The following is a 13,361-nucleotide window of genomic DNA, read 5'->3' as shown; positions in this document are numbered from 1 at the left end:
GCTTGCCAAAAAAACGGAAGACGCTCATGACTCAACCACCCTCCACCCCGGCTCCCGCCATCGCTCAGGATGGCCCCCTGCCCCGTCAGCGGCGCACCTACAGCATCGGCGAGCTGGCCAAGATGTTCGAGGTGACCACGCGCACCATCCGCTTCTATGAGCAGGAGGGCCTGCTGGCCCCGGAGCGGCGCGGTCAGACTCGCATCTACAATGAGAAGGATCGCGTGCGCCTGAAGCTGACCCTGCGTGGCAAGCGCCTGGGCTTCTCGCTGGCCGAGATCCGCGAGGTGGTGATGATGTACGACGCCATGCCTGACGGGAATCGGCGTCAGCTGCGGCGTCTTCTCGAGATCCTGGCCGACAAGCGCGCCAACCTGGAGCGCCAGCTGGAGGATATCCGGCTGATGCAGCTCGAGCTCGACGATGTCGAGCGGCGCGCCCGGGACGTGCTGGCAAGCCTCGGTGATCAGAAGGACTGAGCCAGCCACCCACCAGGATCATGATCGTGGTATCCCAACGCCCAACAATTCCAGGCCACAACAATCGCGAGACACGCTCATGACACGCCAACACAATCCGATCAGCTACGTCAGCGGCATCAGCGACACCCCCCTCAAGGGTCAGACCATTGGTGACTGCTTCGACGACACCGTGGCCCGCTTCCCGGACCGCGACGCCCTGCTGAGCCGCCACCAGGGTCTGCGCTATACCTGGAAGGAGCTGCAGGCGGCGGTGGACGAGGCCGCCCGTGCCCTGCTCGCTCTGGGCGTGAAGAAGGGTGAGCGGGTCGGTATCTGGTCGCCCAACTGCGCCGAGTGGACCATCACCCAGTTCGCCACGGCGAAGATCGGCGCCATCCTGGTCAACATCAACCCCAGCTACCGCACCCATGAGCTGGAGTACGCGCTCAAGCAGTCCGGTGCCGCGACGCTGATCCTGCAGGGCATGTTCAAGACCTCAGACTATGTGGCGACCCTGGCCGAGCTGGCCCCGGAGCTGCGCGACGGTGGACCTGGCACCTTCAAGAGCGCCAAGCTGCCTGAGCTCAAGCGGGTGATCTGCCTGGATGCCGACCGCACGCTGACCGGCATGTTCAGCTGGCAGTCGATGCTGGCCCATGCCGACGAAGTCTCCGCCGAGCACCTGGCCGAGGTGCAGGCCACCCTGCAGTTCGACGACCCGATCAATATCCAGTACACCTCCGGCACCACCGGTGCACCCAAGGGGGCCACCCTTTCGCACCACAATATCCTCAACAACGGCTTCTTCGTGGCGCGCACCATGGCGCTCACCGAGGAAGACCGCATGGTCATCCCGGTGCCGCTCTACCACTGCTTCGGCATGGTGATGGGCAACCTGGGCTGCGTGACCCACGGCGCCACCATGATCTACCCGGGCGACGGCTTCGACCCCGAACAGACCCTGCGCGCGGTCTCCGAGGAGAAGGCCACCGCCCTCTACGGCGTGCCCACCATGTTCATTGCCGAGCTGGAGCACCCGGAGTTCGAGAACTTCGACCTTTCGAACCTGCGTACCGGCATCATGGCAGGCTCCATCTGCCCCATCGAGGTGATGCGCAAGGTGATCGACCGCATGAACATGCAGGACGTCACCATCTGCTACGGCATGACCGAGACCAGCCCGGTAAGCTTCCAGACCCAGACCGACGCCCCGCTGGAGAAGCGCGTCACCACAGTCGGTACTATCCATCCGCATCTGGAGGTGAAGCTGGTGAGCCCGGAGACCGGCGCCGTGGTGCCCCGCGGCGAGACCGGCGAGCTGTGCACCCGCGGCTACAGCGTGATGCTCGGTTACTGGAACAACCCCGAGGCCACCGACAAGTCCATCGACGAGGCCGGCTGGATGCACACCGGTGACCTGGCGACCATGGATGACGAGGGCTACGTGGCCATCGTCGGGCGCATCAAGGACATGATCATCCGCGGCGGCGAGAACATCTACCCGCGCGAGATTGAGGACTTCCTCTACACCCACCCGGCCATCTCCGACGTCCAGGTGATCGGCGTGCCCGACGAGAAGTACGGCGAGGAAGTGATGGCCTGGGTCAAGCTCGCCGACGGCCAGGAGCTCGACGAGGAAGGCCTCAAGGCGTTCTGCAAGGGCCAGATCGCCCACTACAAGGTCCCGCGCTACGTGAAGTTCGTTGACGAGTTCCCGATGACCGTCACCGGCAAGATCCAGAAGTTCAAGATGCGCGAGGAAGCGACCCACGAGCTGGGACTGGCGTAAGCTGGTAGGAACCTCTTTGTGGGGGCTGGATTTGTGGGAGCCCGATTGCTGTGGGAGCCCGATTTATCGGCGATGGAAGAGGCCACCACAACACAGCCAGGCGCCTGTCGGCGCCATCGCCCGGAATCCGGGCTCCCACAGCTGGCTCGACCATTCCAACCCAGAAAAACCCCCACGTGTCTCTCGGCCCGTGGGGTTTTCTTATAGCTTCCAGCTCCGGACGCAGCCCGGGTCACATCCCCTTGGGCGCAAAGATCCCCGGGGCATTGCGCCAGTAGCCCTTGATATCCATGCCGAAGCCGAACACATAGCGGTCGGCGACCTCCAGGCTGCAGTAGTCGGCCTTGAGGCCGGGCACCGCCTTGCGGTCGTGCTGCTTGTCGACCAGCACCGCGGTGGTGATGCTGGCGGCTCCCGCCTCACGGCAGTAGTCGAGGATCGCAGCCAGGGTCGCTCCCTCGTCGAGGATATCGTCGACGATCACCACATGGCGCCCGGCCATGGGGACCTCCGGCGAGACACGCCAGAACAGCTCGCCGCCGCGTGTCTTGCCGCGATAGCGGGTGGCATGAATGTAGTCCACCTCCAGCGGGAAACCGAGGCGGGTCAGCAGGTGACCGGTGGTGATCAGCCCGCCGTTCATCACGCAGTAGAACACCGGCAGCTTGTCACCCAGGTCACGGGTGATCTCCTCGGCCATGCGGTCGAGGGCGCGCTCGACCTCCTCCTGGCTGATAAGGCAATCGGCGCTGGCCATCAGCTCGCGCATATCGGTCAACGACTGATGGATCTCGGGGTCGAGTCTGGACATCGGCAACAAATCTCGTGGTTGAATCGAATGATGGGTCAGACCCCTCAGGACACTTGGGGGTCTGACCCCAGGGCCTCGAGGTGGGCGTGGAGGCGGCGCCAGCGGGAGAGCGCCGGGAGGCTCTCCAGTTGGGGGCGGGCCCGGGCGAAGCGCAGCTTCGAGAGGCGCGGTGCGGGCTGGTGCTGACGACAGGCGTCGAGCACCTCCAGTGCGGCGGCGCGGTCATTGCACACCAGCAGCATGTCGCAGCCGGCGGCGAGCGCAGCATGGGCACGATCGGCGGGAGAGCCCGCCGCCGCGGCACCGGCCATGCTCAGGTCGTCGGAGAAGATCACCCCCTTGAAGCCCAGGCTCTCGCGCAACATGCCCAGCCAGGCGGGCGAGAAGCCTGCCGGGCGCGGGTCGAAGGCGGAGTAGACCACGTGGGCCGGCATCACCGCGTCGAGCCGCGGGACCAGGCGCTCGAAGGGCACCAGGTCGTGGGCGCGCAGGGCCTCGAGCGGCCGATCGTCCACGGGCAGCTCGAGGTGGGAGTCGGCCGCCACGCTGCCGTGGCCGGGGAAGTGCTTGCCTACCGCCACCATGCCGGCCTCGTGCAGGCCATCGACGAAGGCGCCGGCCAGCGCCGCCACGGTCTCGGGGTAGCTCGAGAAGCTGCGATCGCCGATCACCGTGGAGGTGCCACCATCGACATCAAGCACCGGGGCGAAGGTGATATCGATACCACAGGCGGCCATCTCCATGCCAAGCAGCCAGCCGGTATCCTGGCAAAGGCGTCGGGTGACCTCGGGGTGGCTGGCGACGTCGCGACCCAGCCGACGCATGGGGGGCAGTCGGGTCACGCCCTGGCGGATGCGCTGCACGCGCCCGCCTTCCTGGTCGATACCGATCAGCAGGTTGGGGCGCACGGCACGGATCGCTTCACATAGTTCGCGAACCTGGGTGGCGGACTCGACATTGCGGGCGAACAGGATGACCCCGCCGACCTCGGGCCGACACAGCAGCTGGTGTTCGTCGGGTGTCAGGCGCGTTCCCTCAAGGTCGAGCATCACCGGGCCCAGCGGCTGGGCATGTGACTGAGGCTGAGAGCTGGCTCCAGGCATGATCAGGCCTCCCGAGCGGTGGGCGGGGCCGGCAGCGGCGCCTGCATGGCGGACACCACCACCGGGCGCAGGCGGCGCACTAGATCGCGCACGGTGACGTGCTCGTCGTAATCCTTCTCGGCAATATCGCGCAGGGCATCCAGGCCCGAGAGGGTGAAGATCACGGTGCCCAGCATGAAGTGCAGGCGCCAGAAGCGCTCGGCATCGGGCAACTCGGGCGTGGCCTGGCGAATCAGCTCGGTGAAGCGGGTGAAGACGCTGCCGTAATCCTGCTGGATATAGCGGCGCAGGTGGCCCTGGGCCTGACTGTAGGCGAGGCCCAGCAGGCGCATGAAGACCTTGAGGCTGTTGCGCTCTGCCGGCACCTCCAGCACGCTGCGCGCCATGGTCTCGAGCAACTCCTCCAGGGGGATGGCCTGGCCCTGATAGCGGCGCTCGAGATCATCCAGGGCGCCGTGGAAGCGCTCGGTGAAGGGGTCGAGATAGCGTGCAAAGACCGCCTGGATCAGCGACTTCTTGGAGCCGAAGTGATAGTTCACCGCCGCCAGGTTGACCTTGGCCTTGCTGGTGATGGTGCGCAGCGAGGTCTCGGCGAAGCCGCGTTCGGCGAACAGCACCTCGGCGGTATCGAGGATCCGGGTGACGGTATCGTTCTGTGCCATGGATGGAGCGCCTGGTTATAAACAATTGTTTCAAACGTGGCGCAATTCTACGTCAGACGCACGTTACTGCTCAACGCTGGACCCACGCAGCGTTTGAAACAAGCTTCGGCAAGCCCTTTGGGGTCAGACCCCGGCGGTGTCATTGACGTAGTTAAAGTGCACGATGATGAGCCTGGTGGCCTGGCCGGGGTCTGACCCCCAAGAGCGGGGAGCCACCGGGAGCCTTCCCCAATACCGTACCCGAATGCCGATTACTGGATGGAACAACATGCTGTATACTTGATCAATACGAGTACGCCATCCGCACTGGAGGACCCATGGCTCGCCCCCTGACACAACGCCAGCAGAACGTCTACGACTTCATCGTCAAGACCATGCAGGAGCTCGGCTACCCGCCGACACGCGCCGAGATCGCCCGCGCCCTGGGCTTCCGCTCGCCCAACGCCGCCGAGGAGCACCTGCGTGCCCTGGAGCGCAAGGGTGCCATCCGCATGATCGCCGGCACCTCGCGGGGCATCCGCCTGCCCGCCCAGGAGGCCGAGACCGATACCGGCAGCGAGGAGCCTTCCTCCCAGGGCCTGCCGATCATCGGCGAGGTCGCCGCCGGCAGCCCGATCCTGGCCGCCGAGCATATCGATCGCTACTGCCCGTTACCCCCCGAATACTTCACGCCCCGGGCCGACTATCTGCTGCGCGTTCGCGGCCTCTCCATGAAGGACGTGGGCATCCTCGAGGGTGACCTGCTCGCCGTGCACCGGACCGATCGGGTACGCAACGGGCAGATCGTGGTGGCACGCCTGGAGGAAGAAGTCACGGTCAAGCGCTTCGAACGCAAGGGCCATCATGTGACCCTGCTGGCAGAGAACCCGGAGTTCGCTCCCATCGAGCTGGATCTGCGACAGGATCCGCTGGAAATCGAGGGTATCGGCGTGGGCGTGATTCGTGGCGGTAACGGTCAGTCCCTCTCCTGAGCGCAAGATCCTCCACGCCGACTGCGACTGTTTCTATGCGGCAGTGGAGATGCGCGACAACCCGGCGCTGCGCGACATCCCTTTGGCCATCGGCGGGAGTGTCGAGCGGCGCGGTGTGATCGCTACCTGCAACTATCCGGCACGTGCCTTCGGCATCCATTCGGCGATGCCCACGGCGCGCGCCCTGCGCCTCTGTCCTCACCTCACCCTGCTGCGCGGTGACTTCGACAAGTACCGCGAGGTCTCCCGCCAGATCCAGACGATCTTCCACGAGCTCACCCCCCTGGTCGAGCCACTCTCGCTGGACGAGGCCTTCCTCGATGTCACCGGCGTGGAGCGCTTCTCGGGCAGCGCCACCTGGATGGCGCAATGGATCAAGCAGGAAAGCCTCAGACGCACCGGCATCACCGTCTCCGTGGGTGCGGCACCCAGCAAGTTCCTGGCCAAGATCGCCAGCGACTGGGAGAAGCCCGATGGCCTGACGGTGATCACGCCTGAGCGTGTCGATGACTTCATCACTGCCCTGCCGGTGAAGAAGCTCCATGGCGTGGGCCCCGCGACCGGGGCAAGACTGGATGCGCTGGGCATCAGTACCTGCGCCGAGTTGCGCGAGTTGCCCCTGGAGCGGCTGGTCGAGGAGTTCGGCAAGTTCGGCAAGCGCCTCTTCGAGCTGGCCCGCGGCATCGACGACCGGCCGGTAAGGGTCGAGCGTGAGCGCAAGTCGGTGAGCGTGGAGACCACCTTCGCCCACGACCTGCCTGACCTGGCCCATTGCCGAGAGGCGCTGGTGCCACTATGCGAGAAGCTGGAGGAGCGCCTGGCCCGCCACGGCCACCCGCCGCTCTCCGGCATCGTGATCAAGGTGCGCTTCGACGACTTCAGCCTGACCACCCTGGAGAGCCGGGGACTGGCACCGACGGCGGAGAATTATGCGCGCTTGCTGGAACAGGCCTGGGAGCGCGGCCGCCGGCCGGTGCGCCTGCTGGGTGTCGGCACCCGACTGGTGGAGGCCGACGCACGGCGCCAGCTCAGCCTGGAGCTATAACCTCCCTGCGTGGCCAGACCCCAAAGTCTCTTAGGACCTGCCCCCAAGGGGGAGTTTCCTGTAGCCGAACCCACATGCCGCCGACCAAAGTGCAAGGCCCGCCGCCATGGGCCTCGCTTAACATTGTCGACAGTCTCGCGTACAATCGCCGCCACCTGAGACGGGAGTTCACACCCCTGTTCCACGCGCCAGAGGCTTGTTCCGGCGATGCTTTTCTTGCCGGGTCGCGACACTCTGGCCCCACTAGCAATGAGGGCCCTAACGTGCTTGAAGCCTATCGCCAACATGTCGAGGAGCGTGCCGCCGAAGGCGTGCCGCCTAAGCCGCTGAACGCCGAGCAGGTCGCCGCCCTGGTCGAGCTGCTTAAGAACCCGCCGGCGGGTGAGGAGGAGTTCATCCTCGACCTGCTGACCAATCGCGTACCCCCGGGCGTCGATGAGGCTGCCTACGTCAAGGCCGGCTTCCTGACCGCCATCGCCAAGGGCGAAGCCGAGTCGCCGCTGATCGACAAGATCCACGCAGTCAAGCTGCTGGGCACCATGCAGGGCGGCTACAACATCGTCTCCATGGTCGAGCTGCTCGACGACGCCGAGCTGGCCAAGGAGGTGGGCGAGCAGCTCAAGCACACCCTGCTGATGTTCGATGCCTTCCATGACGTGGAAGAGCGTGCCAAGGCGGGCAACGCCGTGGCCAAGGATGTCATCCAGTCCTGGGCCGACGCCGAGTGGTTCCTCTCCAAGCCCGCCCTGGAAGAGAAGATCACCCTGACCGTGTTCAAGGTGCCGGGCGAGACCAACACCGACGACCTCTCCCCCGCCCCGGATGCCTGGTCGCGCCCCGATATCCCGGTGCACGCCAACGCCATGCTCAAGAACGAGCGTGATGGCATCGAGCCCGAGGAGCCCGGCGTCAAGGGCCCGCTCAAGCAGATCGAGGAAGTGAAGGCCAAGGGCTTCCCGGTCGCCTATGTCGGCGACGTGGTCGGTACCGGCTCCTCGCGCAAGTCCGCCACCAACTCGGTGCTGTGGTTCTTCGGCGACGACATCCCCAACGTGCCGAACAAGCGCGCCGGCGGTTTCTGCTTCGGCGGCAAGATCGCCCCGATCTTCTTCAACACCATGGAAGATTCCGGCGCCCTGCCCGTCGAGATGGACGTCTCCAAGATGGAGATGGGCGACGTCATCGACGTCTACCCCTACGAGGGCAAGGTCTGCAAGCACGGCACCGACGAGGTGCTGACCACCTTCGAGCTCAAGACCCAGGTGATCCTCGATGAGGTGCGCGCCGGTGGCCGTATCCCGCTGATCATCGGCCGTGGTCTGACCACCAAGGCGCGTGAGTCTCTGGGCCTGGCCCCTTCCGATGTCTTCCGCCTGCCGGAGCAGCCCGCCGACACCGGCAAGGGCTACACCCTGGCCCAGAAGATGGTCGGCAAGGCCTGCGGCATGGAGGGCGTGCGCCCGGGCATGTACTGCGAGCCGAAGATGACCACCGTGGGCTCTCAGGACACCACTGGCCCGATGACCCGTGACGAGCTCAAGGACCTCGCCTGCCTCGGCTTCCAGGCCGACCTGGTGATGCAGTCTTTCTGCCACACTGCCGCCTATCCGAAGCCGGTGGACGTGGATACCCACCACACCCTGCCCGACTTCATCATGAACCGCGGCGGCGTCTCGCTGCGTCCGGGCGACGGCATCATTCACAGCTGGCTGAACCGCATGCTGCTGCCCGACACCGTGGGTACCGGTGGCGACTCCCACACCCGTTTCCCGCTGGGCATCTCCTTCCCGGCAGGCTCGGGCCTGGTGGCCTTCGCCGCCGCCACCGGCGTGATGCCGCTGGACATGCCGGAGTCGGTGCTGGTGCGCTTCAAGGGCAAGCGTCAGCCTGGCGTCACCCTGCGTGACCTGGTCCACGCTATTCCCTACTACGGCATCAAGAACGGCCTGCTGACCGTCGAGAAGTCCGGCAAGAAGAACGCCTTCTCCGGTCGCGTGCTGGAGATCGAGGGCCTTGAGGACCTCACCGTCGAGCAGGCCTTCGAGCTCTCCGACGCCTCCGCCGAGCGCTCCGCTGCGGGCTGTACCATCACCCTGTCCGAGGACAGCGTGAGCGAGTACCTGAAGTCCAACATCACCCTGCTCAAGTGGATGATCGCCAATGGCTACGGCGACCGCCGTACCATCGAGCGCCGCATTCAGGGCATGGAGGAGTGGCTGGCCAACCCGAGCCTGATGCGCGCCGACAAGGACGCCGAGTACGCTGAGGTCATCGAAATCGACCTCGAGGAGCTCAAGGAGCCGGTACTCTGCGCCCCGAACGACCCGGACGACGCCCGCCTGCTCTCCGAGGTGGCCGGCGAGAAGATCGATGAGGTGTTCATCGGCTCGTGCATGACCAACATCGGTCACTTCCGTGCCGCGGGCAAGCTGCTCGAGAAGCAGCCGGCCGGCAGCCTGAAGACCCGCCTGTGGCTGGCCCCGCCGACCAAGATGGACCAGCATCAGCTGACCGAGGAGGGCTACTACGGCATCTACGGCCGCGCCGGTGCGCGTATGGAGATGCCGGGCTGCTCGCTGTGCATGGGTAACCAGGCCCGCGTTGCCGCCAAGAGCACCGTGGTCTCCACCTCCACCCGTAACTTCCCGAACCGCCTGGGCGACGGTGCCAACGTCTACCTCGCATCCGCGGAACTGGCGGCCGTGGCCGCCGTGGAAGGTCGCCTGCCCACCGTCGACGAATACCGCCGTTACATGGGCGAGTTCGACGCCATGGCCGGCGAGATCTATCGTTACATGAACTTCCACGAGATCGAGGAGTATCAGAACGCCGCTTCCAACGTGATTCCGATCGCCCAGGAAGCCTGATACGCGGTATTCTGATATCCTCAGGTTCGACTCCGATGCTCGCAACATCGTAGGCCACCGTCCGCGGTGACCCGGGTTCTCCCCGAAGTCGATGAACGAAGCGCCCCGCAAGGGGCGCTTTTTTTATACCTGCTTGTGGGAGCCCGATATTGTGGGAGCTCGATTTATCGGCGATGGAAGTGGCCACCACAACACAGCCAGGCGCCTGTCGGCGCCATCGCCCAGGATCTGGGCTCCCACAAGATGGCACGGAAACCGTCAATGCCACCACGACAGCCTCGATCAGTAGCGGTAGGATGGGTATTCATCCCCTCTTGCTAAAGGAGCCCACCATGGACCAGGACACCTTCCAGCACAGCATTCGCAAGCTGCTCAAGAACGTCGGCGTGACCACCCAGCAGGAGATCGAGAAGGCGGTCGCCGAAGGTCTCGAGGCAGGCCACCTGCAGGGAAACGAGCGTCTTCCGGCACGGGTCACCGTGGAGGTAGACGGCCTCAGCCTGGCACTGACCTTCGACGGGGACATCACCCTTGAGTGACGCGGTGATCCGTGTCGAGGAGCTCGGCAAGAGCTTTGCCGGCGGCTTCGAGGCACTGCGCGACATCGACCTGGAGATCCTCCGTGGCGAGATCTTCGCCCTGCTCGGTCCCAACGGTGCGGGCAAGACCACCTTGATCAGCGTGATCTGCGGACTGGTCAACCCCAGCCGTGGGCGGGTGCTGGTCGATGGCTATGACAACGTGCGCCAGTTCCGCGAGGCTCGGGCGCGTATCGGCCTGGTGCCCCAGGAGCTGACCAACGACGCCTTCATCAAGGTGTGGGACACAGTGAGCTTCAGCCGCGGACTGTTCGGCAAGCCACCCGATCCGGCGCATATCGAGAAGGTACTGCGCTCGCTGTCGCTGTGCGAGAAGCGTAATAACCGCATGATCACCCTCTCCGGGGGCATGAAGCGCCGGGTGCTGATCGCCAAGGCGCTGGCCCAACTCGGATTTACCGCCGTTTCTCTATCCCGCCGTCGCCTAAGAGTACTTCGTTTTCACGCCAGTCTGCGAAGAACCGAAATTAAAACTGGGAATGCATGCATCGGCATGAACTTATCCATGTCATTGCCTTTCCCGATGAAGCAAAAACCCCGCAAGCTTGTTCGCTTTGCGGGGTTTTACTTGGCGCTTGGCGCTTGGCGCTTGGCGCTTGGCGCTCAAGAGTGTTTCACGTGAAACACGACATCAGACGTCGAGGTTGGCCACCAGGGCAAAGCGCTCGATAAAGTCGCGCCGCGGCTCCACTTCGTCACCCATCAGGGTGTTGAACATCATGTCGGCACCCACGGCATCCTCGATGGAGACGCGCAACATGCGCCGCGTCTCGGGGTTCATGGTGGTCTCCCAGAGCTGCTCGGGATTCATCTCGCCCAGCCCCTTGTAGCGCTGGATCGAGAGGCCGCGCTGCGCCTCGTTCATCAGCCACTCGAGGGCGTTATAGAAGCTCGTCACGCTGCGCTGGCGCTCACCACGAGCCACGTAGGCGCCCTCTTCCAGCAACCCGTCCAGAGTCTCCCCCAGGCCGGTCATGGCGCGATAATCGGCGCTGGTGAAGAAGTCGACACCCCAGACATAGTCGGTACTCACGCCATGCGCGGCCAGGGTCACCGCGGGGAGGAAGAAGCCGCGCTCGCTGTCCTCCTCGAGGCGGAAGGTGTAGCGCGGTCCGCCTTCGTAGGCGAGCAGCGCGTCCATCTCCTGCTGCAGCTCCTCGATCCAATTCTGCATGGTGACCTTGTCACGCAGGCTCGCCTCGCCATCGAGCGCCGCGGCATGCACGATCTTGCGCAGCACCTCGTTGGGATAGACCCGAGACAACCGATCGATGCGTCGCATGACATCACGATACTGGTTGACCAGGGCTTCCAGCTGGGCACCGCCGATGCCCGGGGCATCGGCATTGACGTAGAGGCGAGCACCATCCAGAGCCGTGGTGGTGAGATAGTCGGTCATCGCCTGCTCATCCTTGAGATAGAGCTCCTGCTTGCCGCGCTTCACCTTGTAGAGCGGAGGCTGGGCGATGAACACATGGCCACGCTCGATCAGCTGGGACATCTGACGGAAGAAGAAGGTCAGCAGCAGGGTGCGGATATGCGAACCATCCACGTCGGCATCGGTCATGATGATGATCGAGTGGTAGCGCAACTTGTCGGGGTTGAATTCCTCACGGCCGATGCCGCAGCCCAGGGCTGTGATCAGGGTGCCGACCTCCGCCGAGGAGAGCATCTTGTCGAAGCGGGCCTTCTCGACGTTGAGGATCTTGCCCTTGAGGGGCAGGATCGCCTGGGTGCGACGATCACGGCCCTGCTTGGCGCTGCCACCTGCGGAGTCACCCTCCACCAGGAACAGCTCGGAGAGACTCGGGTCCTTTTCCTGGCAATCGGCCAGCTTGCCCGGGAGCCCGGCGATATCCAGTGCACCCTTGCGACGGGTCATGTCGCGCGCCTTGCGTGCCGCCTCACGGGCCCGTGCGGCGTCGAGCATCTTGTTGACGATCGCCTTGGCCTCGTTGGGCTTCTCGATCAGGTACTCGCCGAACAGACGTGCCATCTCCTGCTCGACCGCCGTCTTCACCTCGGAAGAGACCAGCTTGTCCTTGGTCTGGGAGGAGAATTTGGGGTCCGGCACCTTTACCGAGATGATTGCCGTCAGCCCCTCCCGGGCATCATCGCCGGCGGTGCTGATCTTCGATTTCTTGAGCAACCCTTCCGACTCGATATAGCCGTTGAGGGTACGGGTCAGCGCCGCGCGGAAGCCGGCCAGGTGGGCACCACCATCCCGCTGGGGGATGTTGTTGGTGTAGCAGAAGATGTTCTCGTTGAAGGAGTCGCTCCACTGCATCGCCACTTCAACACCGACACCATCCTCGCGCTCGGCGTTGAAGTGGAAAACCGGGTTGAGCACGGTCTTGTTGGTGTTGAGATGGTCGACGAAGGCCTTGAGACCACCTTCGTAGTGGAACACCTCCTCCTTGCCGGAGCGTTCGTCGATTAACCGGATGGCCACGCCGGAGTTGAGGAAGGAGAGCTCCCGCAGGCGCTTGGCCAGGATATCGAAGTGGTACTCGATATTGCCGAAGGTCTCTGGCGATGGGCGGAAGTGTACTCGGGTACCGGACTTTTCGGTCTTGCCCACCACCGACAGCGGCGCCTGGGGTACACCATGACGATAGAGCTGCTCGTAGACATCGCCGGCGCGCCACACCGTCAGGCGGAGCTCCTCGGACAGTGCGTTGACCACCGAGACACCGACGCCATGCAGACCACCGGAGACCTTGTAGGAGTTGTCATCGAACTTGCCGCCGGCGTGGAGCACCGTCATGATCACTTCGGCTGCGGAAACGCCCTCCTCCTCATGGATATCCGTCGGAATCCCGCGGCCGTTGTCGCTTACCGTCACCGATTCGTCGGGATGGATGATGACACGTATCTCGCTGCAGTATCCGGCCAGCGCCTCGTCGATGGAGTTATCCACCAGCTCGAACACCATGTGGTGGAGCCCGGTGCCGTCATCGGTATCCCCGATATACATGCCGGGACGCTTGCGTACGGCATCCAGCCCCTTGAGTACCTTGATGCTCGTTGAGTCGTAGGCCTGTTCGCTCATT

At 64.5% G+C, this 13,361-nt stretch carries 10 protein-coding genes and 1 pseudogene; 7 read left to right on the top strand and 4 right to left on the bottom strand.

Annotated features, from left to right (window positions below; genetic code table 11):
• Positions 1-26 precede the first annotated feature (26 nt).
• Complete coding sequence (locus tag GRB96_RS09665) at positions 27-479, top strand: MerR family transcriptional regulator (RefSeq protein WP_161431946.1); 453 nt, start codon at positions 27-29, stop codon at positions 477-479.
• A 79-nt stretch (positions 480-558) separates the two neighbouring features.
• Complete coding sequence (locus tag GRB96_RS09660; protein WP_161431945.1) at positions 559-2,250, top strand: AMP-binding protein; 1,692 nt, start codon at positions 559-561, stop codon at positions 2,248-2,250.
• A gap of 232 nt (positions 2,251-2,482) precedes the next feature.
• On the opposite strand, the gene GRB96_RS09655 is transcribed toward GRB96_RS09660, so the two are convergent.
• The 3 genes from GRB96_RS09655 to GRB96_RS09645 are packed head-to-tail and all read right to left on the bottom strand — an operon-like array spanning position 2,483 to position 4,826.
• Entirely contained in the window at positions 2,483-3,061 is a 579-nt protein-coding gene (locus tag GRB96_RS09655; RefSeq protein ID WP_161431944.1) for a hypoxanthine-guanine phosphoribosyltransferase, read from the bottom strand.
• 44 nt (positions 3,062-3,105) lie between these two features.
• Positions 3,106-4,164 carry a beta-N-acetylhexosaminidase gene (gene nagZ, locus GRB96_RS09650; protein ID WP_161431943.1) on the bottom strand — a complete coding sequence of 353 codons (1,059 nt, stop codon included), beginning with the start codon at positions 4,162-4,164 and terminating at the stop codon, positions 3,106-3,108.
• A 2-nt stretch (positions 4,165-4,166) separates the two neighbouring features.
• Positions 4,167-4,826 carry a TetR/AcrR family transcriptional regulator gene (locus GRB96_RS09645; RefSeq protein WP_161431942.1) on the bottom strand — a complete coding sequence of 220 codons (660 nt, stop codon included), beginning with the start codon at positions 4,824-4,826 and terminating at the stop codon, positions 4,167-4,169.
• Positions 4,827-5,143: 317 nt separating this feature from the next.
• Between GRB96_RS09645 and lexA the strand changes: the two genes are divergently transcribed.
• From lexA to GRB96_RS09620, 5 genes and pseudogenes are all read left to right on the top strand, one after another.
• On the top strand, positions 5,144-5,797 hold the full coding sequence (gene lexA, locus GRB96_RS09640) for a transcriptional repressor LexA (protein WP_161431941.1): 654 nt from the start codon (positions 5,144-5,146) through the stop codon (positions 5,795-5,797).
• Complete coding sequence (dinB, locus tag GRB96_RS09635) at positions 5,769-6,842, top strand: DNA polymerase IV (RefSeq protein ID WP_161431940.1); 1,074 nt, start codon at positions 5,769-5,771, stop codon at positions 6,840-6,842. The genes lexA and dinB overlap by 29 nt, the downstream gene beginning before the upstream one ends.
• A gap of 263 nt (positions 6,843-7,105) precedes the next feature.
• On the top strand, positions 7,106-9,709 hold the full coding sequence (gene acnB, locus GRB96_RS09630; RefSeq protein WP_161431939.1) for a bifunctional aconitate hydratase 2/2-methylisocitrate dehydratase: 2,604 nt from the start codon (positions 7,106-7,108) through the stop codon (positions 9,707-9,709).
• Between the two features lie 332 nt (positions 9,710-10,041).
• Positions 10,042-10,248, top strand: coding sequence for a DUF6494 family protein (locus GRB96_RS09625; protein WP_161431938.1), 207 nt, complete (start codon positions 10,042-10,044; stop codon positions 10,246-10,248).
• Positions 10,241-10,693 (top strand): annotated as a pseudogene (locus GRB96_RS09620) (ATP-binding cassette domain-containing protein); the annotation flags it as partial. The gene GRB96_RS09625 and the pseudogene GRB96_RS09620, both read left to right, overlap by 8 nt.
• A 246-nt stretch (positions 10,694-10,939) precedes the next feature.
• On the opposite strand, the gene gyrB reads toward GRB96_RS09620, so the two are convergent.
• A complete protein-coding gene (gyrB, locus tag GRB96_RS09615; protein ID WP_161433072.1) occupies positions 10,940-13,360 on the bottom strand; it encodes a DNA topoisomerase (ATP-hydrolyzing) subunit B in 2,421 nt (806 codons plus the stop codon).
• Position 13,361: the final 1 nt, after the last annotated feature.

The organism is Halomonas alimentaria (assembly GCF_009902005.1).
GTDB lineage: Bacteria > Pseudomonadota > Gammaproteobacteria > Pseudomonadales > Halomonadaceae > Halomonas > Halomonas alimentaria.
This window is presented reverse-complemented; position numbering and strand designations above follow the sequence as displayed.

Bases quoted from the DNA above. Each gene is read 5' to 3' on its own strand.
- GRB96_RS09665 (WP_161431946.1), top strand. From the start codon at position 27: ATGACTCAACCACCCTCCACCCCGGCTCCCGCCATCGCTCAGGATGGC.
- GRB96_RS09660 (WP_161431945.1), top strand. From the start codon at position 559: ATGACACGCCAACACAATCCGATCAGCTACGTCAGCGGCATCAGCGAC.
- GRB96_RS09655 (WP_161431944.1), bottom strand. From the start codon at position 3,061: ATGTCCAGACTCGACCCCGAGATCCATCAGTCGTTGACCGATATGCGC.
- nagZ (WP_161431943.1), bottom strand. From the start codon at position 4,164: ATGCCTGGAGCCAGCTCTCAGCCTCAGTCACATGCCCAGCCGCTGGGC.
- GRB96_RS09645 (WP_161431942.1), bottom strand. From the start codon at position 4,826: ATGGCACAGAACGATACCGTCACCCGGATCCTCGATACCGCCGAGGTG.
- lexA (WP_161431941.1), top strand. From the start codon at position 5,144: ATGGCTCGCCCCCTGACACAACGCCAGCAGAACGTCTACGACTTCATC.
- GRB96_RS09625 (WP_161431938.1), top strand. From the start codon at position 10,042: ATGGACCAGGACACCTTCCAGCACAGCATTCGCAAGCTGCTCAAGAAC.
- gyrB (WP_161433072.1), bottom strand. From the start codon at position 13,360: ATGAGCGAACAGGCCTACGACTCAACGAGCATCAAGGTACTCAAGGGG.